This is a genomic window from Salirhabdus euzebyi, assembly GCF_014207435.1.
Taxonomy (GTDB): domain Bacteria; phylum Bacillota; class Bacilli; order Bacillales; family Alkalibacillaceae; genus Salirhabdus; species Salirhabdus euzebyi.
Genome location: NZ_JACHGH010000003.1, coordinates 365,443 through 386,346 on the forward strand (window position 1 = coordinate 365,443; position 20,904 = coordinate 386,346).

The 20,904-nt window shown below is 37.6% G+C and carries 19 protein-coding genes and 1 rRNA gene; 1 reads left to right on the forward strand and 19 read right to left on the reverse strand.

Annotation, left to right across the window (positions count from 1 at the left end):
- Positions 1 to 184: 184 nt before the first annotated feature.
- From rpoZ to HNQ94_RS06985, 5 genes are all read right to left on the reverse strand, one after another.
- Complete coding sequence (gene rpoZ, locus HNQ94_RS06965; RefSeq protein WP_282960557.1) at positions 185 to 397, reverse strand: DNA-directed RNA polymerase subunit omega; 213 nt, start codon at positions 395 to 397, stop codon at positions 185 to 187.
- A complete protein-coding gene (gene gmk / locus HNQ94_RS06970) occupies positions 394 to 1,014 on the reverse strand; it encodes a guanylate kinase (RefSeq protein ID WP_174495508.1) in 621 nt (206 codons plus the stop codon). Before gmk ends, rpoZ begins: the two co-directional genes overlap by 4 nt.
- Positions 1,015 to 1,025: 11 nt before the next feature.
- On the reverse strand, positions 1,026 to 1,289 hold the full coding sequence (remA, locus tag HNQ94_RS06975; protein ID WP_174495509.1) for an extracellular matrix/biofilm regulator RemA: 264 nt from the start codon (positions 1,287 to 1,289) through the stop codon (positions 1,026 to 1,028).
- 126 nt (positions 1,290 to 1,415) lie between these two features.
- Positions 1,416 to 2,297 (reverse strand): YicC/YloC family endoribonuclease, encoded by an 882-nt coding sequence (locus HNQ94_RS06980; protein WP_174495510.1) that lies wholly within the window; start codon positions 2,295 to 2,297, stop codon positions 1,416 to 1,418.
- 268 nt (positions 2,298 to 2,565) lie between these two features.
- Positions 2,566 to 5,229 carry a calcium-translocating P-type ATPase, SERCA-type gene (locus tag HNQ94_RS06985; protein WP_174495511.1) on the reverse strand — a complete coding sequence of 888 codons (2,664 nt, stop codon included), beginning with the start codon at positions 5,227 to 5,229 and terminating at the stop codon, positions 2,566 to 2,568.
- Positions 5,230 to 5,317: 88 nt separating this feature from the next.
- Here HNQ94_RS06985 and HNQ94_RS06990 point away from each other — a divergent pair, with 88 nt between their 5' ends.
- Entirely contained in the window at positions 5,318 to 7,042 is a 1,725-nt protein-coding gene (locus tag HNQ94_RS06990; RefSeq protein ID WP_174495512.1) for an Rqc2 family fibronectin-binding protein, read from the forward strand.
- Between the two features lie 123 nt (positions 7,043 to 7,165).
- Here HNQ94_RS06990 and HNQ94_RS06995 read toward each other — a convergent pair whose 3' ends face one another.
- The 14 genes from HNQ94_RS06995 to rrf form a co-directional block, all read right to left on the reverse strand.
- The gene (locus HNQ94_RS06995) at positions 7,166 to 7,348 is read right to left on the reverse strand and encodes a hypothetical protein (protein WP_174495513.1); all 183 of its coding nucleotides are present in this window, start codon (positions 7,346 to 7,348) and stop codon (positions 7,166 to 7,168) included.
- 174 nt (positions 7,349 to 7,522) lie between these two features.
- A complete protein-coding gene (gene pyrE / locus HNQ94_RS07000) occupies positions 7,523 to 8,140 on the reverse strand; it encodes an orotate phosphoribosyltransferase (protein ID WP_174495514.1) in 618 nt (205 codons plus the stop codon).
- Positions 8,133 to 8,843 carry an orotidine-5'-phosphate decarboxylase gene (pyrF, locus tag HNQ94_RS07005; RefSeq protein ID WP_174495556.1) on the reverse strand — a complete coding sequence of 237 codons (711 nt, stop codon included), beginning with the start codon at positions 8,841 to 8,843 and terminating at the stop codon, positions 8,133 to 8,135. The genes pyrE and pyrF overlap by 8 nt, the downstream gene beginning before the upstream one ends.
- Entirely contained in the window at positions 8,840 to 9,754 is a 915-nt protein-coding gene (locus HNQ94_RS07010) for a dihydroorotate dehydrogenase (RefSeq protein ID WP_174495515.1), read from the reverse strand. The genes pyrF and HNQ94_RS07010 overlap by 4 nt, the downstream gene beginning before the upstream one ends.
- Positions 9,751 to 10,527 (reverse strand): dihydroorotate dehydrogenase electron transfer subunit, encoded by a 777-nt coding sequence (locus HNQ94_RS07015; protein WP_174495516.1) that lies wholly within the window; start codon positions 10,525 to 10,527, stop codon positions 9,751 to 9,753. Before HNQ94_RS07015 ends, HNQ94_RS07010 begins: the two co-directional genes overlap by 4 nt.
- Positions 10,524 to 13,724: a carbamoyl-phosphate synthase large subunit gene (carB, locus tag HNQ94_RS07020; protein ID WP_174495517.1), complete on the reverse strand. Its 3,201-nt coding sequence runs from the start codon at positions 13,722 to 13,724 to the stop codon at positions 10,524 to 10,526. Before carB ends, HNQ94_RS07015 begins: the two co-directional genes overlap by 4 nt.
- Positions 13,691 to 14,806: a carbamoyl phosphate synthase small subunit gene (locus tag HNQ94_RS07025; protein ID WP_174495518.1), complete on the reverse strand. Its 1,116-nt coding sequence runs from the start codon at positions 14,804 to 14,806 to the stop codon at positions 13,691 to 13,693. Before HNQ94_RS07025 ends, carB begins: the two co-directional genes overlap by 34 nt.
- Positions 14,803 to 16,080, reverse strand: coding sequence for a dihydroorotase (gene pyrC, locus HNQ94_RS07030; RefSeq protein WP_174495519.1), 1,278 nt, complete (start codon positions 16,078 to 16,080; stop codon positions 14,803 to 14,805). Before pyrC ends, HNQ94_RS07025 begins: the two co-directional genes overlap by 4 nt.
- Positions 16,064 to 16,966 carry an aspartate carbamoyltransferase catalytic subunit gene (locus HNQ94_RS07035; RefSeq protein ID WP_174495520.1) on the reverse strand — a complete coding sequence of 301 codons (903 nt, stop codon included), beginning with the start codon at positions 16,964 to 16,966 and terminating at the stop codon, positions 16,064 to 16,066. Before HNQ94_RS07035 ends, pyrC begins: the two co-directional genes overlap by 17 nt.
- Positions 16,967 to 16,984: 18 nt before the next feature.
- The gene (locus HNQ94_RS07040) at positions 16,985 to 18,355 is read right to left on the reverse strand and encodes a solute carrier family 23 protein (RefSeq protein WP_174495521.1); all 1,371 of its coding nucleotides are present in this window, start codon (positions 18,353 to 18,355) and stop codon (positions 16,985 to 16,987) included.
- Positions 18,356 to 18,523: 168 nt separating this feature from the next.
- Positions 18,524 to 19,066, reverse strand: coding sequence for a bifunctional pyr operon transcriptional regulator/uracil phosphoribosyltransferase PyrR (pyrR, locus tag HNQ94_RS07045; protein ID WP_174495522.1), 543 nt, complete (start codon positions 19,064 to 19,066; stop codon positions 18,524 to 18,526).
- A 204-nt stretch (positions 19,067 to 19,270) separates the two neighbouring features.
- On the reverse strand, positions 19,271 to 20,182 hold the full coding sequence (locus HNQ94_RS07050) for an RluA family pseudouridine synthase (RefSeq protein WP_174495523.1): 912 nt from the start codon (positions 20,180 to 20,182) through the stop codon (positions 19,271 to 19,273).
- A 2-nt stretch (positions 20,183 to 20,184) separates the two neighbouring features.
- On the reverse strand, positions 20,185 to 20,649 hold the full coding sequence (gene lspA / locus HNQ94_RS07055) for a signal peptidase II (protein ID WP_174495557.1): 465 nt from the start codon (positions 20,647 to 20,649) through the stop codon (positions 20,185 to 20,187).
- 165 nt (positions 20,650 to 20,814) lie between these two features.
- A 5S ribosomal RNA gene (rrf, locus tag HNQ94_RS07060) occupies positions 20,815 to 20,904 on the reverse strand; the annotation flags it as partial.

Consider the following 20,904-nt stretch of genomic DNA (forward strand, 5'->3'; position numbering starts at 1 on the left):
CCCCTTGATTGGTGAAAAAACAGGACATAAAGCCTGTCCTCCGATAGTTTGTAAATGTAGATGTAATAGGAAACCCAGCTTGTGAAAGCCTTGCAATTTTATACTTTAACCCTTTAACACAGTGGAACTTTCTGAATGTACAAAAATAACAACCTGAAACAGGTTGTTATTTTAATACGGTGCATTAGCTATTTAAATAGTCATCAGTAGCAGGTTCTAGCTTTTCTGCTTTAATTTCTTCTAACGCAACGCCAACAAATTTATAAGATTTCGCATTTTCAATCATTGGGTTATTTGTTTCTTGCATTTCACGAGCACGTTTCGATGAAATAATTACTAATGCGTATTTAGAATTAACTTTTTCAAGCAATTCATCAATAGAGGGTTCTAACATCATTTTTCGTCACTCTCCAATACTTTTTTATATTCTTTTGCCACACGTTCGCGTTTACAATGCTCGCTTTGAACGATAGCTTGAATTTTTTCAACAGCATGATCGACCTCATCATTTACAACGACATAATCATAAGCTTCCATCATTTCGATTTCTTCTTTCGCTGCAAGAAGACGATTTTTTACTAATTCTTCTGTTTCTGTACCTCTTGTTACAATTCTATTTTTTAACTCTTCAAGACTTGGTGGGAATAAAAAGATAAACACACCTTCAGAGAAATTCTCTTTCACTTGTAATGCGCCCTGTACTTCTATTTCTAGAAATACATCCTTACCTTCTTGAAGCGTTTTTTCAACGTACTCTCTTGGTGTTCCATAGTAATTATTCACATATTGGGCCCATTCTAAAAGCTGTCCATGCTTAATCATTTTTTCTACTTCTTCCTTTTCACGGAAAAAGTAATCTACACCATCTTGTTCCCCAACACGGGGTTTACGGGTAGTCACGGATATGGAATACTGCAAGTCGGTTGCTTTTTCGAAAAGTGCTTTCCGTACCGTCCCTTTTCCAACTCCGGAAGGACCGGAAAGTACAAACAAAATCCCTTTCTTATCAATCACCTTTATGCCTCCTACCCTTCATTCAGTATATCATCACTACTTAGCACTCGTTGTCCAACTGTTTCAGGCTGTACTGCGGATAAAACAACATGATCACTATCTGTAATAATAACCGCGCGTGTTCTACGACCATATGTAGCATCAACAAGTTTATTATTGTCTCTTGCGACAGAGATAATTCTTTTGATTGGTGCTGATTCTGGTGAAACGATAGAAATAATACGATTTGCAGATACAACGTTACCAAAACCAATATTGATTAGTCTTAAACTCATCGGAAGCTCCCCCTCTTTATGCTGTTCGTAACAGCAATCCCTATCATTTTTATATTTGTTATATTCTGATACAGCCGTATTGCGTATTTTTTTATACTAAGAACAAATGTACCTTATTCTTCATCTTTATTCAACATTTTGTGCTTGTTCTTTTAATTTTTCAATTTCACTTTTTAATTCAACTACCCACTCACTAATATTTACATCGTTCGATTTTGATCCTATTGTGTTCGCTTCTCGGTGCATTTCTTGAACGATAAAGTCGAGTCTTCGGCCGATCGGCTCCTCTTTTTTTAGTGTCAGTAAAAACTGATCTATATGACTAAATAGTCGAGTCACCTCTTCGGAAATATCACCCTTTTCGGCCATCAAGGCAACCTCTTGAATAATTCTTGAGTCTTGATCCCACAAGTCATTTTTTATGTATTCTTCAATCCGTTGTTTAATTCGGTCACGGTATTGCTCGATCACTTTTTCTCTATGTTGCTCTAGTTTGAAAACGATTTGCTTGATTCCTTCTGTACGACTCCCTAAATCATAAGCGATTGCTTCTCCTTCTTTGGAACGCATTTCTGCTACAAGTTTCATCGCTTTCTTACATGTGTGCAATAAAATTTCTTGAAAGGAGGCATCTTCCTCTTCTTGATCAGTTATAAAAAATACATCATCTAACTGCAATATGTCTTTTACGGAAACGGTATCTGTTAACTGATACCTGTCTTTTACTTGATTTATCTTTTCCATATATTGATCCACTAAATTCCAGTCTACTTGAAGGTTTTTATCAACAAGACCAGTTCCATCAATTGTCACAAATACATCGATTCGGCCTCTTTTAAAATACTCACGTGCAAGTTTTTTCATTTTATCTTCTAAATGAAGTAATGTTTTCGGCATTTTAATAGACAAGTCAAGGAATCGGTGGTTTACCGTCCGAACCTCTATCGTTATACGAGTGTCACGGTACGAATTAACATGTCTTCCGTACCCTGTCATACTTTTTACCATTTGATTCACTTCCATTTCTTGTGGTACAGTTTTTTTCTTTTAGACTGGTTTTATAAATTGTAATTATTGAAAGAAAATATTTTTACTTATCTATATTTCAATTATTTTTTCAATCAATTTATCAATTGCAAACATTATGGGAAAGTCGCCTTCTTTTAAACGGCAACAACCTTCCAAATAAAAGACTCTATTTGGAAGGTAGGTCTGTCCATAATATATTATCATATCCCGTAGCATTTGCGAAAAAAGTTTTCCAATTTTATCCTCTCTACTCTTTTTTCTTCGAAGGCGCCCATAAAAATGTTGGAATTAAACTTAGGGCAACAATAAATACCCATTCTTGAATTGGAAGATCTACGGTATGGAAAATAGGTTGTAGTGGTTCATAATAAACAACTGCTAACAATAAAAGAATAGATGAAATAACAGCACCGACTAAATATAAGTTACCAAAAGGGTTTCTAGAAAAAACTGATCGGTCTGATCGACAATCGAAAACATGAATTAATTGTGCCATGACCAACGTAGTGAATGCAATAGTTTGCGCATATTCTAAATTATTTGGATGCTTATAGTAGGCAAACATAAACGCCACCAATGTAACAAGTCCAATAAGTATACCTCTACTAATAATTTTTGCACCTAAGCCTCTAGCAAAGATACTTTCCTTTGGATGTCGAGGTGGTCGCGTCATCACATCTTTCTCTGGTTTATCTAAACCTAAAGCTAATGCTGGCAGGCCATCTGTTACAAGGTTCACCCATAAAATTTGTACAGGTACTAAAGGTAAAGGCATACCGAGTAACATGGCAAAAAACATGACAAGAATTTCCCCAACATTCGATGCAAGCAAGTACCGGATAAATTTTCGAATATTTTCGTATATGTTCCGCCCTTCCTCAATGGCTGATTTAATGGTCGCAAAATGGTCGTCCATTAATATTAAAGAAGATGCTTCTTTTGTGACATCCGTGCCTGATTTACCCATACTTATCCCAATATCACTTGCCTTTATAGCGGGTGCATCATTTACCCCATCTCCTGTCATTGCCACAACATGTCCTTGATCTTGAAATGCTTTTACGATTCTAAGTTTGTGTTGAGGAGACACTCTAGCAAATACATACACATCATTAATTATTGATCCTAGTTGTCCATCACTCATATTACTAATCTGATAACCGTCCAGCACTTTTCCATCTTTCGGTAACAAGTTTAATTGTTTCGCAATGGCTTGAGCTGTATGAGCATGGTCTCCCGTTATCATAACAGTCTTAACCCCTGCCTGACGACAACTTTCAATTGCTTCTTTCACTTCTTCTCTTGGTGGATCCATCATACCAACAAGACCGACAAATACTAGCTCACTTTCTAGCTGAAAATCTTTATATTCTTTATCTTTCTCTATTTGTTTAAAACATATGGCAATTGTACGTAGGGCTTGATTTGCCATTGAACTCATGACTTGATCAATATTTTTTTCTTTTTCTGGTGTAAAGGGCTGCTTCACTCCATCTTCTTGAATCCAAGTCGTATATTTTAATAATACATCCGGTGCCCCTTTTGTAATAACGTATCTATTTTTTTCGGAATCCTCTACAACAACAGACATTCTTTTTCTCGTTGAATCAAAAGGAATTTCATAAATAATCTGAAACGATTGCAATTGTTTTCTTGTTATCCCTGCTTTCTGGGCAGCAACAACAAGGGCCCCTTCCGTTGGATCACCATCTATTAGATACTTCCCTTTTTTCTCCATAATCTCGGCGTGATTACATAGTAGAGAATAATGTAAGAGCTTGTTTAGCCCACGGTCTTTCAACGGATTAATCGTTGAATCCCGCTCGGTAAATTTTCCTTTCGGTTCATAGCCTTTACCGGAAACATAAAGTCTTCGGCCTGAAAGATAAATTTGTTTGACGGTCATTTCATTTTGGGTCATTGTGCCAGTTTTATCGGAACAAATAATAGAAGCACTACCTAACGTTTCGACAGCTGAAAGCTTACGAACGACAGCCCTTCTTTTAATCATCCGCTGGACACCTAAAGATAATGCTACTGTCACAATTGCTGGCAGTCCTTCTGGAATAGCAGCTACAGCTAAGGAAACACCAGCTAAAAACATTTCATAGATTGGATGTCCTTGATAGACTCCAAGAACAGCTACAAGCAATGTTAAAAGCAAGGCAGCTACAATTAATATTTTTCCTAGCTCTTCTAATTTCCTCTCTAATGGGGTTGGTTTTCTTTCAGTTGTAGAAAGCATAGATGCAATCTGTCCCATTGCCGTTGACATTCCAGTTGCTACAACAATCCCAACACCAGAACCTCTTGTTACTAACGTTCCAGAGAAAGCCATATTATGCTGATCCCCTAATTCTACATTTTCACTTTGAATGACATCAGAAGTTTTACTAGCTGGCAAGGATTCGCCTGTCAAAACGGACTCTTCAATCTCTAAACCGTTCACAGTAATAAGGCGTAAATCAGCACTAATGCGATCACCGGTTTTCACCTTCACGATATCACCTGGCACAAGCTCCCTACTAGAAATCGTGGACCAAGTACCATCACGTAAGACTGTTGCAACAGGTGCCGATAACTCTTTTAGTTTAGCAAGTGACTTTTCCGCTTTTTGTTCTTGAAAATAGCCTAATATTCCATTCAGCAATACGATTGCCATAATCGCAATCGCATCCACATATTCTCCTAACAAACCTGATACGAGTGTAGCAGCTAATAAGACGAGTACCATAAAATCTTTGAATTGCTGTACAAAAATATAAAACCTGGAAACTTTTTGCTGATCATCAATAACGTTTTCCCCAAACTTTTTTAATCGCTCAGTTGAATTATTTGAAGTAAGACCTACAGATAAATCCGTACCAAGCTTGTCTACTACCTCACTTTGATTATTCTCATACCACTTCACGTCCATTCCCCCAACTTTTATTCTTCTGTATATGTATTCAGACATGTCCAAAAAAATGCTATACTTTGTATGATGCGAGGTGATCACTATGTCATTTGATGGTGTAGTAACCCGGGCTGTCGTTCATGAATTATCAGAACAACTAGTATCGGGTAGAATTTTGAAAATTTACCAGCCAACAAATACAGAGCTAATGTTGACTGTACGGAGCCATGGAAAAAATCATCAATTACTACTATCTGTGCATCCAAGCTATGCACGACTACATGTAACGGATAGTTCATTAACAAATCCAAAAGAGCCACCAATGTTCTGTATGTTACTAAGAAAGTATATTTCAGGCGGATTTATTGAACGAATTGAGCAAGTTGGAATGGAACGAATCGTTCATATTCATATAAATAGTAGGGACGAAATTGGTGATGAAACAAAGAAGACATTAATTATGGAAATTATGGGGAAGCACAGTAATATTTTGCTCGTGGATAATGAGCGAAACGTTATTTTAGATAGTATTAAACACATTCCACCTTCCCAAAACCGACACCGAACGATAATGCCTGGACAAACATATGTGAGTCCACCAGAACAGGGAAAATCAGCTCCTCTTTCGATGACGTCGGAAGATTTTATTAGAAAACTTGATTTTAATAGCGGAAAATTAGATAAGCAAATTGTTGATAAAATAGAAGGTTTCTCCCCATTGATTGCAAAAGAAATAGCGTTTCGAGCACACTTAGGAACAAACGAGAAATATCAGCAAGTGTTCGGTGCCATTCAACAGCAATTACAAGAACATAACTATGAGCCAACAATTTATAGAGGAAATAAAGAACAATTTTATGTGTTACTACTAGAGTCTATTAAAGCGGAGCGAGAAAGCTTTCCTTCTACGAGTAAAATGCTTGATTACTTTTATAGCGGAAAAGCCGAAAGGGACCGGGTCAAGCAGCAAACTGGGGACATTTATCGTTTGCTTAAAAACGAAAGAGACAAAAACGTTAGGAAGATTAAAAAGCATGAACAAACCTTGCAAAAAGCAGAACAAGCGGATCATTATAAACATTATGGTGAATTGTTAACTGCCCATATGCACCTTGTTAAAAAAGGGGACAAAAAGGTAAAAGTAGTTGATTACTATGACCCAGAACAAGGGGAAGTAGAAATTGAACTAAATCCGAACAAAACACCTAGTGAAAATGCACAACGCTATTTCCAGACGTATCAAAAATTAAAAAAGTCAAAACAAGTAGTAGTTGAGGAAATTCAGAAAGCTACAGACGAAATCAATTACTTGGACCAGCTTATACAACAATTGGAGACAGCGCGAGAACAAGATCTAGAAGAAATAAGAGAAGAGTTACAGGACGAAGGCTATATTCGAAAGAAAGTTTCCAAGCAAAAAAATAAGCCTAAAAATCGCCCACAGCTTGACGAATATAAAGGTTCAGATGGTACTATTATTTTAGTAGGTAGAAACAATAAACAAAATGAGTATTTAACGAATCGATTAGCTCATAAACAACACATTTGGCTTCATGCAAAAGATATACCAGGATCACACGTTGTGATTCAGGATCCCAATCCATCAGAGGAAACGATAGAGGAAGCCGCTTTGTTAGCTGCATTTTTCAGCAAATCAAAAATGTCTTCAACTGTACCCGTTGACTACACACTTGTTAAAAATGTAAAGAAACCTAGTGGGGCAAAACCTGGGTATGTTATATATGATAATCAGAAAACCGTGTTTGTAACACCTAATGAAATAAAAGTACGTAAATTAAAGGAAGCTTTTCAGTTACATTCTTCATAGAAATAAGCCCAATCCAATAGGATTGGGCTTTACTTTTTTCTAACATCTGTTTTTGCATTCCACAACAACTCAAAGAGACTGTAATATCAAAAGGAAAAGTATTACAGACCTCCTCAACCATTTTTACATATACTGAAAGAAAAACAAAAATGCACAAATAGTTATTATATAAGCAGCTAACCCATGGTACCAATATTTTTTTTCTTCCTGTTTTAACATAAAGAAATTCCAAATGAAAAAAATGATGAATCCAATTAGAAAGCTTGATGCTGCTCCCCATGTCCAGATGGATTCAGAATCTCCCATGAAAAAAGCTACCCATAAATAAATATATAAATAACAAGTAAAAAGTCCTAATGAAGCATTTCCGATCGTAAGCCATGCCCATTTAGAAAAACGCACAATATCACTGCCTTTGTCATCAATTTATGCAGATTTATTGTACTATGAATAACTTGAAAAATAAAATAAAACCATAATTTAAGAAAGAGAATCTCGCCAATTCAGTAAATCTTTGGCTTCTTGTTCGGATAAAGCATTAGATTCAGACATAAATGAAACTAACGTATCAAAATCAGTTAGACTCGTATATTCAGTTTTAGCCGCTTCAAAATTTTCTGTACTTTTCGATAGATTATAAGTGAAAATAGAAATAACTCCTGCTACCTCTGCACCTCTATCTTCTATAGCTTTTACGGCATTTAAAACACTTTTACCAGTAGACACAAGATCCTCAATTACCACTACTTTCTGTCCCTCTTGTAATAAACCTTCAATTTGATTTTGCTTTCCGTGTGATTTTGCTTCCCCACGGACATAAATCATAGGAAGTTCTAAGTGGCTTGTTACCCATGCTGCATGAGGAATTCCAGCAGTTGCACAGCCTGCTATTACCTCGGTATGTGGATATTTTTCTTTGATAACATCCGTAAAAGTAGTAGCTATTTCTTCCCGGATTTTTGGAAAGGACATAATAAGACGATTATCACAATAAATAGGTGATTTTATTCCTGACGCCCAAGTAAATGGGACATTTGGTCGTACTTGTAGTGCCCCTATTTTCATTAATTTTTCTGCAATGCCTTTTTTACTATCCATTATTCCACTCTCCAAGCGCTTTGTCGTATTGTTGCTTCGGATTATTTGCTCTCGTAATACTTCTTCCCATTACAATAGCATCACTTCCTTGCTCGTTTGCATAAGCAGGAGTTGCCACCCTCGTTTGATCACCAATTTGATCTCCTTCAAAACGAATACCAGGGGTACAAGTATAGAAGCTTTTTCCACATGCTTCTTTAATCATTGCTACTTCATGGACCGAGCAAACCACACCATCTGCTCCAGCTTTTTCAGAAAGAACGGCGTAATTACGGACCGTTTCCTCAAGATTCCATGCGATTCCAAGTTCATTTTTTAGCATGTTCTCATCCGTACTTGTTAACTGTGTAACCGCTAATAATAACGGACGAGGCTCCTTTTTATTTCGTCCGATTTCCAATCCTTCTCTTGCAGCAGCTATCATTTTGCTCCCACCTGCTGCATGAATATTAACTAAATCCACACCTACACTAGCTAGATTTCTCATTGCAGATTTTACTGTATTCGGGATATCATGAAGCTTTAAATCGAGAAATATAGAATAACCATTATCTTTTAACCTTTCAATTGCCTGCATTCCTTCTCGATAAAATAACTCCATGCCTACTTTTACATGGACACCTTTTAAATTATTCTTTTCTAAAAAAAGAGAAGCCTCCTGAAAAGTAGGAAAATCTAGTGCAACATATAAAGGACGCATTATAAAGCGACCCCCTTTTGACTACAATCTTCGACCGATGTAAACCCGTATTGTTGCAGTTTTGCTGGAAGATCATCAATAATTTTTTCGCATATATATGGATCTAAGAAATTTGCGGTACCAATTGCCACGGCATTAGCACCAGCTAGTAAAAATTCGATAACATCTTCACAAGAAGTAATTCCACCCATACCAATAATCGGTAAATCTACTTCCTGTCTCACTTGATAAATCATTCGAAGGGCAACTGGTTTAATCGCAGGACCTGAAAGCCCGCCAGTTTTATTAGCTAGTAATGGTTTTCGTTTATGAAGATCAAAAGACATTCCCGTTAACGTATTAATCATGGATAACCCATCAGCGCCAGCAGATTCTACTGCTTTTGCCATGGCTACAATATCAGAGACATTTGGTGATAGCTTGACATATACAGGTTTTGTGCTTACCTTTTTCACTTGTTCTGTTACGTGAGCAGCTAAGTTCGGGTCTGTTCCAAATTGAATTCCGCCCTCTTTTACATTTGGACACGAAATATTCAATTCCAAAGCACGAATAATTGGAGATGCTGATATTCTTTTCGCTACTTCGACATATTCTTCTACAGAACTACCTCCAACGTTTGATATGACAGGAACATTAAACGGTTCCAAAAAAGGTAATTCAGATGAAATTATTTTATCGACTCCTGGATTTTGTAGACCTATTGCATTTAACATACCCGCTGAAGTTTCTGCAACCCTTGGTGTATCATTTCCGTATCGTCCTTCTAATGTAGCAGCTTTAATCACGATAGCCCCTAATTTACTTAAATCATAAAACTCACTAAACTCTTTACCAAAACCAAAACAGCCCGATGCTGGCATAATGGGATTTTTTAATTCTAACCCTGGTAGGGAAACGGCTATGTTTGTCATAGAATCACCTCATTTGACTGGAAAACTGGTCCGTCCATACAAATTTTACGATATCCTTTTTCGTCCGTTTCATCGACTGTTTTGCACACACACGCAAAGCAAGCACCAATTCCACAGCCCATCCGCTCTTCTAATGAAATGTACCCTGGTACATGCTTCATTTCATTAGATACTGCATGTAACATGGCTGTAGGACCACAAGAATAATAGTAATCTACATCCCCTTGTAGACTAGGTATGAGATTCGTTACTCGACCTTTTTCACCTTTCGTTCCATCATCTGTTACAATGAACGTTTTAGCTAACTTCTTAAAGTTATCCTCATAAAAGACAGCATCCTTTGTTTGAAAACCTAATATTGCAGTCACTTCATTTTGTTGTTCAACTAGCTTTTTGGTTAAGTAATACAGTGGAGGTACTCCAACCCCACCACCTATTACTAATAATTTTTTATTCGTAACCTGTTCAATTGGGAACCCGTTTCCCCGTGGCCCTAGAACGTGAATTTTTTCACCAGGAGTTTGTTTACTTAACCAACTCGTTCCACTACCAATCGTTTTATAAATAATCGTTACTTCTTGGTGATCTATATCAACATTTGTAATAGAAATCGGTCTTCTTAGCATATGACTAAAACCTTCACCAATTTTAAGGTGTAAGAATTGCCCAGGATTAATCATTTTCTCGGTAAGTTCTCCTGTTAAAATCATTTCATAAGTATCCAAAGCAAGATGACGGTTTTTCACTACCGTCATCCACTGTTCTTTTATCATACGAGGACCACCTCTTGGTTTGGCATACAATTAGCTGTAAAGGTCATCGACTCAATTACACGCAAAATAGCTCTAGCTGTATCTAATGATGTTAAACAAGCAGCACCGTGTTCTACCGCTTCTCGTCGAATACGGAAACCATCACTAAAAGGTTGTTTCCCTCTCGTCAATGTATTAATCACGAACTGCACTTCACCGTTTTCTATAATATCAAGTACGTTCTTCTCTTTCGCTCCAACCTTTCCAACTTTTATTACAGGAATATTCATGTCCTCCATCAGAGAACCTGTTCCTTCTGTTGCATAAAGCTGAAATCCTAGAGCGTGGAAACGATAAGCTATTTCTTGAATCTCTTCTTTATCCTTATCTGCTACCGTTATTAATACTGCTCCATCAGTTGGGATATTTAACCCAGATGCTGTCAAGCCTTTATAAAGTGCTTTCTCTAAGCTAACGTCACGACCAATAACCTCACCAGTTGACTTCATTTCAGGACCTAACGTAATATCAACCCTTCTCAATTTTTCAAAAGAGAATACAGGAACTTTGACCGATACAACATTCGGCTCTGGTAATACCCCATCTACATATCCTAGGTCAACTAGTTTCTTGCCTAAAATAACATGGGTAGCGATGTTTGCCATCGTCATCCCAGTTACTTTACTTAAAAACGGAACCGTACGACTTGATCTTGGATTTACTTCCAATACATAAATTTCATTCTCGTGTAAAACAAACTGGATATTAATTAATCCTATAATCCCTAGTTCTTTTGCTAGCATTTTTGTAATGTCTACACAACGTTGTTTTTGCTCAGGAGTAATGCGTTGTGTTGGATAAACGGCAATCGAATCACCGGAGTGGACTCCCGCACGTTCAATATGCTCCATGATTCCTGGGATTATTACGGTGTCCCCATCACAGATTGCATCTACTTCTAGTTCAATTCCTGTTAAATAGCGGTCAATAAGAACTGGATGATCTTGATGTACCTTTACCGCTTCCTTCATGTAGCGTAATAAATCTTCAGTTTCATAGATTATTTCCATTGCACGACCACCAAGCACATATGAAGGGCGAACGAGAACAGGGTAGCCTAATGCCTCTGCACCTTCTACAGCTTTCTGTTCACTCGTTGCAATTTTAGCCTTTGGACGTGCTACATTTAATTGATCTAATAACGTTTCAAATTTGTCACGATCCTCCGCTCGGTCAATAGACTCCAGTGAAGTACCTAAGATGGTTACCCCTCTATCCGCTAATCCATCTGCCAAAGAAATAGCCGTTTGGCCACCAAATTGAACGATTACGCCTATAGGCTTTTCTAACTCAACAACGTGCATAACGTCTTCTATTGTCAATGGTTCAAAATATAGTTTGTCAGAGATGCTAAAGTCTGTAGAAACGGTTTCTGGATTGTTATTCATAATAATTGCTTCATATCCCGCTTCCTTAATAGCTAAAACGGAATGAACTGTCGCGTAATCAAACTCAATTCCCTGCCCAATTCGAATTGGACCTGATCCAAGTACTAGTACTTTCTCTTTACTTGTTACAATCGACTCATTCTCATCTTCATACGTGCTGTAAAAATACGGTGTAGTGGAAACAAATTCTGCTGCACACGTATCAACCATTTTATAAACTGGCAAAATACCATGGTCCTTTCGAAAAGCTGCTACATCTTTTTCTGTTGCCTTCCAAATTCGCGCAACTGTTTCATCAGAGAAACCCATCCGTTTAGACGCGTATAGAGCCTCTCTATCCCATGGTGTTTTTTCCAGCGAGTACTCTGCTTCCGTCAACTTTTGGAATTTAGATAAGAAGAACAAATCTATTTTTGTTAATTCGTGTAATTGGTTAATCGTATAGCCACGACGTAAAGCAATAATTAACAAAAATAAACGCTCGTCATCTGCTTTTTTTAACCTTTTTTCTAATGTTTCTTGATCTATAGCCTCTAATTCTGGAACGTAAAGCTCATTCGTATCAATTTCAAGTGATCGAACTGCCTTTAAAATCGACTCTTCGAATGTGCGCCCGATTGCCATAACCTCTCCAGTTGCTTTCATTTGTGTACCTAATTTTCGATTTGCTGCGATGAATTTATCAAACGGCCAGCGCGGAATTTTTGTTACAATATAGTCCAAAGCTGGCTCAAAACAAGCATACGTATTGCCTGTAACAGGATTTTTCATTTCATCTAACGTAAGTCCGACTGCAATTTTTGCCGCAATTTTAGCGATTGGGTATCCAGTAGCTTTTGATGCTAAAGCAGAAGAACGACTTACCCTAGGGTTTACTTCAATAATGTAATATTGAAAACTATGTGGGTCTAATGCGAGTTGGACGTTACATCCACCTTCAATTTTTAGTGCTCTAATTATTTTTAACGATACATCACGTAGCATTTGATATTCACGATCACTTAACGTCTGGGAAGGAGCCGTTACGATAGAATCCCCCGTATGAATTCCAACAGGATCAACGTTTTCCATATTACAAACAACTATTGCATGATCGTGACTGTCCCGCATAACTTCATATTCAATTTCTTTAAAACCAGCGATACTTTTTTCAATTAAACATTGATTTACTGGGGATGCAGCTATCCCACTGCTAACAATTTCTTTTAATTCTTCTTCCCCTTCACACATGCCTCCGCCTGTTCCGCCTAATGTATAAGCTGGCCTCACAATGACTGGGTAACCGATCTCTTTTGCGAATAGTAGCGCCTGTTCTACATTTGTAACAATCGTACTTTCTGGTACTGGTTCGTTTAACTCATTCATAAGCGTACGAAATTTATCTCGATCTTCCGCTTTTTGAATAGCCTCTAGTGATGTTCCTAATACTTCTACGTTATATTCAGCTAGAATTCCTTTTTCATGAAGTTTAATAGCCAAGTTTAATCCAGTCTGACCTCCTAAGGTTGGCACAATGGCGTCTGGTTGTTCTTTACGAATAATTTTCATGAGAAAATCTACTGTTAAAGGTTCCATATACACTTTATCAGCTACCGTTTGATCAGTCATAATAGTAGCCGGATTAGAATTAGCTAAGATAACCTCATAGCCCTCTTCCTTCAACGCTTGACAAGCCTGTGTACCAGAATAATCAAACTCGGCAGCTTGCCCGATAACAATAGGTCCAGAACCAATAACTAAAATTTTGTGGATGTCAGTACGTTTTGGCATGTGTATTCCCCTCTCTTATGTGCATCAATCATCGTTAAGAATCGATCAAATAAAGAATTGGAATCTTGCGGACCAGGTGCACTTTCTGGATGATATTGTACCGAAAATACTGGGTGAAACTCGTGCTTTAGTCCTTCTACGGAACCATCATTTAGCGCATATTGACTTACTACTAAATCTGTATTGGTCAATGACTCTTCACTTACTGCATAGCCGTGGTTTTGAGACGTCATCCATACTCTATCTGTTTCTAAATCCTTTACTGGATGATTCGATCCTCGGTGACCAAAACTCATTTTAAGTGTATCTCCACCACTAGCAAGAGCAATTAACTGGTGCCCCAAACAAATGCCAAAAATAGGTACTACACTGATTAATTCGCGTATTGCTTCAATCGCTTCTGGAACATCTTTTGGATCTCCAGGACCATTAGAAAGCATCACTCCGTCTGGCTTAAGCTGTAAAATTTCCTCCGCAGTTGTGTTGTAAGGGACCACGGTCACGTGACAAGAACGTTTGGTAAACTCTCTTAATATGCCATGCTTCATGCCGAAATCTATCAATACAATTCTTGCACCTCTTCCTGGCACTACATATGGTTTTATGGTAGATACTTGGCTAACTTGATCTTGCGGAATGGGAGTCATTTTCATTTTTTTCAACAACTCTTCTGTCGTTGTTTCGATTGAAGCAATCATCGCTTTCATCGTCCCTTGTTGACGAATTATACGAGTTAGTTTTCTTGTATCAATTCCTTGAATTCCAGGAATATCTTTGTTTTTGAGATAGTTATCTAACGATTCCACACTACGAAAGTTGGAAGGGTAGTCACAGCTTTCTTTTACAACTAATCCCCCAATGCTAGGGTTGATTGTTTCAAAGTCATCTAAATTGACACCATAGTTTCCGACTAATGGATAAGTCAAAGTCACGATTTGACCGCAATAGGACGGATCAGAAATGATTTCTTGATACCCCGTCATTCCGGTGTTAAAAACGGCCTCACCTATTACTGCCTTTTCACTACCAATTGCCTCTCCAATAAATACTGTCCCATCTTCAAGAACTAGTTTACGCTTCATTGAATAAGTCCCTCCTCGCCCCAAACAATTTTTCCATCAACTACTGTTAAAATTGGCCAACCTTGGACCTTCCATTGGTTAAATGGAGTATTTTTCCCTTTTGAAGCAAATTGCTCTTTGTCTATTGCTTTTTCTTTCTCTAAATCGATTAAAACGATATCTGCTACACTACCAACCTGCAGTTTCCCATATGGTAAACCAAAAACATTTGCAGGTTTTTCCGTTAAGTATGTAACAAGCTGTTCAAGTGTTAAAACTTTTTTCTTCACAAGGTGTGTATATAAAAGCGGGAAGGCTGTCTCTAATCCCACGATTCCAAAAGGTGCTCGTAAAAAACCAGCTTGCTTTTCTTCTTCTGTATGTGGAGCATGGTCTGTCGCGATACAATCAATCGTTCCATCTAACAATCCCTCAATAAGGGCTTCTTGATCTTCTTTAGAACGAAGTGGTGGATTCATTTTGTAATCAGCATCATCTCTTGGAATGTCGCTCTCATTTAATAATAGATGGTGAGGAGTAACCTCGGCTGTAACGCGAATACCTGCCTTTTTAGCATCTCTTATAACTCGAACGGATTCCTTCGTGCTAACGTGACAAACGTGATAATGACAATTTGCAGCTTCGGCTAATAGTACATCTCTTGCAATATGCACAGATTCACTAATAGATAAAATCCCAGGTAAATCTAAGTCTATGTTACGACTTCCTTCATGCATAACACCGCCATAAAGAAGGCTATTTTCTTCGCAGTGAGCTACGATGGATGCATTAATTTTTGATGCTTTCTTCATCGCTTCGTACATTTTTCCAGCAGTCTGTACCCCTACTCCATCATCCGTAAAAGCTACTGCCCCTAAAGCCTTTAATTTTGCAATGTCTGTTAATTCTCGTCCCAATTGTCTTTGTGTAATAGATGCATAAGGAAGTACACGGACATGTGCTTTTTCTTTAATCCGATCTAAAACAGCTTGTAAGTTTTCCTTATTGTCAGGTACAGGTCTCGTATTTGGCATCGAGCATATTGTCGTAAATCCACCTCTAGCTGCTGCTTTTGTGCCAGTTTCAATAGTTTCTTTCTTCTCTCCGCCTGGTTCACGTAAATGAACATGGATATCCACTAGTCCAGGTACAAGCAGGTTTCCTTGCCCGTCTATCTCTTGTTCCGCTTGGATGGAAAGATTTTGAGCTATCTCGTCAATCATTCCTTTTTTTATAAAGACATCCATTAATTGATTATTTTCTAGTAACCTTACATTTTTAATTAGCAACGACATGCAAATGACCACCCTTTTGTAATAGTTGATTTAAAATTGCCATCCGAACGGCTACGCCATTATTCATCTGTTTGAAAATTCTTGAGCGATCACATTCTACTAAGTGACTTTCTATTTCGACGCCTCTATTGATTGGGGCCGGATGTAAAAGGATACTATTTTTTTTCATTGCCTTTTCTCTTGCAGTCGTTAATCCGTATGCTGCTAAATATTCTTCATTTGTCATGCTGCTTGCCCCCGCATGTCTTTCGTTTTGAACTCGTAGAAGCATAAGGACATCACAGTTTTCTACTGCTTCATCCATCGAAACATAGTCATACGGTAGCGATAAATCTTTCCATACAGAAGGGGCGGAAAACATCACGTCCGCCCCTAATTTTCTCAATGCAAAAGCATTTGACTTAGCTACTCGACTGTGAAGGATGTCGCCAGCAATCACAACTTTAATGTTTTGGAAAGTGCCAAATTCTTGGTAGATGGTTAAAAGATCTAGTAGACATTGGGTAGGATGTTCTCCCTTTCCATCTCCTGCATTCACAATCGGAATTGTAATATTTTGTTGTAATTGATTATAATAAGCATCTTCTGGATGTCTAATAATGACAATATCAGCGCCTATAGCTTCTACAGTCTTTACCGTATCATATAAACTTTCACCTTTTTGAACACTAGATGTTTCAGGTGAAAAACCTAATAATGAAATTCCTAAACGATGAGCAGCCATTTCAAAGCTCATTTTTGTTCTAGTACTAGCTTCATAGAATAATAGCGCTGCTGTTTTTTGACCAATTGACTTTGTTTCCCCATCCAAAATACGTTGAGCATCTTCTAAAATTTGTTCGATTCCCTTCACAGATAAGTCTTTGATCGAGAGTAAGTTTTCCATACTTTTGCCCTCCTACCCTTATTTGGACGCTTTTTCTACAACTTCCTCAGGTGTTTCAAACATACTTCCATTTCCATACCCTGACTCTTTCCCTGGCAATACTAGGTTTAAGAAAACACCTACGATGGCAGCTAAGCCCATTCCAGCAATTTGAAAGTTAGGTGTGATTTGAATGTATGCTCCACCAATACCGATTACTAGAATAACAGAAGAAATAATTAAGTTACGCTTGTCTCCTAGATCAACTTGATTATCCACTAGCATTCTTAGCCCGCTTGAAGCGATTATACCGAAAAGAAGAATAGAGACGCCTCCCATTACCGGTGTTGGAATCGATTCAATTGCTGCTACGATAATACTAGAGAATCCGAAGAAGATTGCTAGTACTGCAGCTCCCCCAATTACGAACACACTGAACACACGAGTAATGGCGACAACACCGATATTTTCACCGTAAGTTGTATTCGGTGGTCCACCTAATACTGATGCAATCATTGTTGCAATACCATCACCAGCAATAGAGCGATGAAGGCCTGGTTTTTTAATAAAGTTTCTACCTACAACCTTCGATAGAACCATTTGATCTCCAGTGTGCTCAGCTATTGTTACTAAAGCTACTGGAACCAATGCCCAAAAAATCCCCCAGTTAAATACTTCCAATGGATTGAAATCAGCAAATGGGATGATGAATTCTGGCATTTGGAAGAATGCTGCAAAAAATCCTCCGATTGAACCACTATTCACTAATTCATTCCAACTTGCACTTAGGTCACTTGTATTTACTACTCCTTGTGTCATAGCGAAAATATATCCGCCAACAATTCCGAATAAAATAGGTATAATTCCGAAAAATCCTTTAAAGAAAATGGATGCAAGTATTGTTATAGATAGTGTGACAAGTGCCACAACAAAGTGAATCGTACTATAATTACCGTCTGGGTCGTTCATTGCCATACCAACTGCTGTGGAAGCTAAACCTAAACCAATTACAATAATAATTGGCCCAACTACGATTGGTGGTAAAATTCGCATTAACCAATTTAACCCTAATACTTTGATTAACAGTGCAACTACTCCATAAACAAGTCCCGCTAGAAAACTACCAACCATGACTCCAGCTAATCCATCGGTGGCGCTAACGATAGTAATTGGAGTAATAAAAGCAAAGCTTGATCCTAAATAAGCTGGAATTTGTCCTCTCGTTATTAACAAGTATGCAAGAGTTCCTAATCCACTTGATACAAGTGCTACCGCCTGTGACATATCTGTTAAAAACGGTACTAAGATTGTTGCTCCAAACATTGCAAATAAATGCTGTAAGCTTAGTGTGAGCCATTTTGCTAATTTTGGTTTGTCATGTACGTCCATTACTATTTCTCTGTTTTCCATTGAAAAGTCCCCCTTGTAATTGTTTTTCAAGTTATTTCAACTTAATTGCAATAAAAAAACCTCTCCGCGAGAAAGTCGCAAAGAGGTATACGTGTCCTATAAAATGACACGCTCCTTATAAATTGCGACCTTCTCAGACTCTCTGGACTAAGTTAAAGGTCCTATATTTTATTTTTCATAAATGCTTACATCATCTTTTTGATCTATTTCTTCCAATTTAACTACGATTACTTCCTCTTGGGATGTTGGGATGTTCTTCCCTACATAATCAGCTCTTATAGGTAGTTCCCGATGTCCTCTGTCCACTAATACTGCTAGTTGAATAGTAGCTGGACGACCTACATCCATGATGGCATCCATTGCCGCGCGAACCGTTCTTCCTGTATACAATACATCATCTACTAGAATGACTGTTTTATTTTTTAGCTCATCAGTTATATTTGTTTCTTTTAATTCTGGTTCCTCACGGTTATCTTTTTTCGTTAAATCGTCTCGATAAAGTGTAATGTCGAGCTCTCCAATTGGAACAGTGACTCCTTCAATTTCTTCAATCTTTTTAGCTAATCTTTTAGCTAAGGGTACTCCACGAGTTTTGATTCCTACAAGAATAATTCCTTCCGTACCTTTTCTTTTTTCAAGGATTTCATGAGCTATTCTTGTTAATGCTCGCCCAATTGCTGCTTGATCTAATATTTGAGCTTTTAATTGCAAAATTCCACCTCCAAACTCGACCCATAGAAAAACCCTTTTGCGCAGAAGGCAAAAGGGTATAGTTTGGCATACATATAGTCAAAAGAATGGAGTATCCATTCTTCCACATGCATTCGCTATTCCGTAACCTTCGCAGCCTCACAGGACTGTGTTAAAGGGTCATATTCTTTTCAACATTCATTATTTCAAATCCGACATGCAAAGTCAAGACAAATTTTCTAAGCTATTAAGTGTTTGTGTAAAAATTTCTGGGGGTTCCACTTCAAATTCCAACCATTCCTTCGTGATTGGATGTTCAAAGCCGATAATACGTGCATGAAGTGCTTGGCCGTCCATTTTCAACGTTTTTCTAGGACCATATTTAGGATCGCCTGCCAAAGGAAAACCAATATAGTTAAAATGGACCCGAATCTGGTGTGTTCGCCCCGTCTCTAACCTGCATTCTACATGGGTAAATTCTTCAAATCGTTTTAAAACTTTAAAGTGTGTTACAGCATCTCTTCCATCATTCACAACTGCCATTTTCTGTCTATCCTTTGGATCTCTCCCAATTGGTGCATCAATAGTACCAACTTCATGTGGTACAACACCATGAACAATCGCTTCATATTTACGTTTTACGGTTTTTTCAGAAAGCTGTTTTGCTAAACCGAGATGGGCTTGATCACTTTTGGCAATCATCAGTAGTCCACTTGTGTCCTTATCTATTCGATGGACAATACCTGGTCTTAAAATACCATTAATACCAGAGAGGTCTTTACAATGATATAATATAGCATTTACTAAAGTTCCTGTTAAATGACCTACAGAAGGATGTATAACCATTCCACGGGGCTTATTAACAACCATAACATCCTTATCCTCATAAACAATTTCTATTGGAATATCTTCAGGCAATACATCAAGAGGCTCAGGTTCAGGAATTGTCCAAGTAATTTCATCATTAGATTGACATTTGTAATTACTTTTAATCCCTTCACCGTTTACTTTGACTAACCCGTCCTTTATCCAAGATTGAATTTGAGAACGGGAGATGTCCTCATTTACCTTAGATAAAACTTTATCAATTCTTTCTCCATTTTCTTCAGATGTTACAACATGTGACTGAAAACTCATTCTTACGCTCTCCTTTTAAATCGCTCTTCAAACAATGTATAAATAATCATTAAGATTACTCCAACAACTAATGCGGAGTCTGCAATATTAAAGATTGGAAAATCATAACCAAATATAATAAAATCAAAAAAATCTACAACTTCTTGACGGAATACTCTATCGATAAAGTTTCCTATTGCACCACCTAAAATAAGTCCTAATGATAAGCCCAATAATACGTGCTGCCTACCAAACTTTTGAAGATAAATAATCACTCCTATTACTACCACTACCGTTATGATGTAAAAAAACCACATCTGTCCTTGTAGTATTCCCCATGCAGCTCCTTTATTACGATGGGAAGTTATGTAAAAGAAATTTTCGATAACAGGAATACTCTCCATAAGCGTCATATTTTTTACAATTAGCCATTTTGTCCATTGATCAATAGCAATTATTACTAGTGCGATAACATAATAAAAAAACAACACGTCTATATCCTCCAATTATTAAGATGTTCCATACTTTAGCATTTTACCACACTTTGTTTTATAGGTTCTAGGTTTAATGGCTGGATCAGTTACAAAGTAAAAAATAAAAACTTTAGAAACAAAAAAACCTTAGAATCTTTTTTATGATTCTAAGGTTTTTTTGCCCAGCAGCGTCCTACTCTCGCAGGGGAAGAACCCCAACTACCATCGGCGCTGGAGAGCTTAACTTCTGTGTTCGGAATGGGTACAGGT

What these genes read in the sequence shown, in the direction of transcription:
- rpoZ (WP_282960557.1), bottom strand. Translation starts at nt 397, where the DNA reads ATGATGTTAGAACCCTCTATTGATGAATTGCTTGAAAAAGTTAATTCT.
- remA (WP_174495509.1), bottom strand. Translation starts at nt 1,289, where the DNA reads ATGAGTTTAAGACTAATCAATATTGGTTTTGGTAACGTTGTATCTGCA.
- HNQ94_RS06980 (WP_174495510.1), bottom strand. Translation starts at nt 2,297, where the DNA reads ATGGTAAAAAGTATGACAGGGTACGGAAGACATGTTAATTCGTACCGT.
- HNQ94_RS06990 (WP_174495512.1), top strand. Translation starts at nt 5,318, where the DNA reads ATGTCATTTGATGGTGTAGTAACCCGGGCTGTCGTTCATGAATTATCA.
- HNQ94_RS06995 (WP_174495513.1), bottom strand. Translation starts at nt 7,348, where the DNA reads ATGGGAGATTCTGAATCCATCTGGACATGGGGAGCAGCATCAAGCTTT.
- pyrE (WP_174495514.1), bottom strand. Translation starts at nt 8,140, where the DNA reads ATGGATAGTAAAAAAGGCATTGCAGAAAAATTAATGAAAATAGGGGCA.
- HNQ94_RS07010 (WP_174495515.1), bottom strand. Translation starts at nt 9,754, where the DNA reads ATGACAAACATAGCCGTTTCCCTACCAGGGTTAGAATTAAAAAATCCC.
- HNQ94_RS07015 (WP_174495516.1), bottom strand. Translation starts at nt 10,527, where the DNA reads ATGATAAAAGAACAGTGGATGACGGTAGTGAAAAACCGTCATCTTGCT.
- carB (WP_174495517.1), bottom strand. Translation starts at nt 13,724, where the DNA reads ATGCCAAAACGTACTGACATCCACAAAATTTTAGTTATTGGTTCTGGA.
- HNQ94_RS07025 (WP_174495518.1), bottom strand. Translation starts at nt 14,806, where the DNA reads ATGAAGCGTAAACTAGTTCTTGAAGATGGGACAGTATTTATTGGAGAG.
- pyrC (WP_174495519.1), bottom strand. Translation starts at nt 16,080, where the DNA reads ATGTCGTTGCTAATTAAAAATGTAAGGTTACTAGAAAATAATCAATTA.
- HNQ94_RS07035 (WP_174495520.1), bottom strand. Translation starts at nt 16,966, where the DNA reads ATGGAAAACTTACTCTCGATCAAAGACTTATCTGTGAAGGGAATCGAA.
- HNQ94_RS07040 (WP_174495521.1), bottom strand. Translation starts at nt 18,355, where the DNA reads ATGGAAAACAGAGAAATAGTAATGGACGTACATGACAAACCAAAATTA.
- HNQ94_RS07050 (WP_174495523.1), bottom strand. Translation starts at nt 20,182, where the DNA reads ATGAGTTTTCAGTCACATGTTGTAACATCTGAAGAAAATGGAGAAAGA.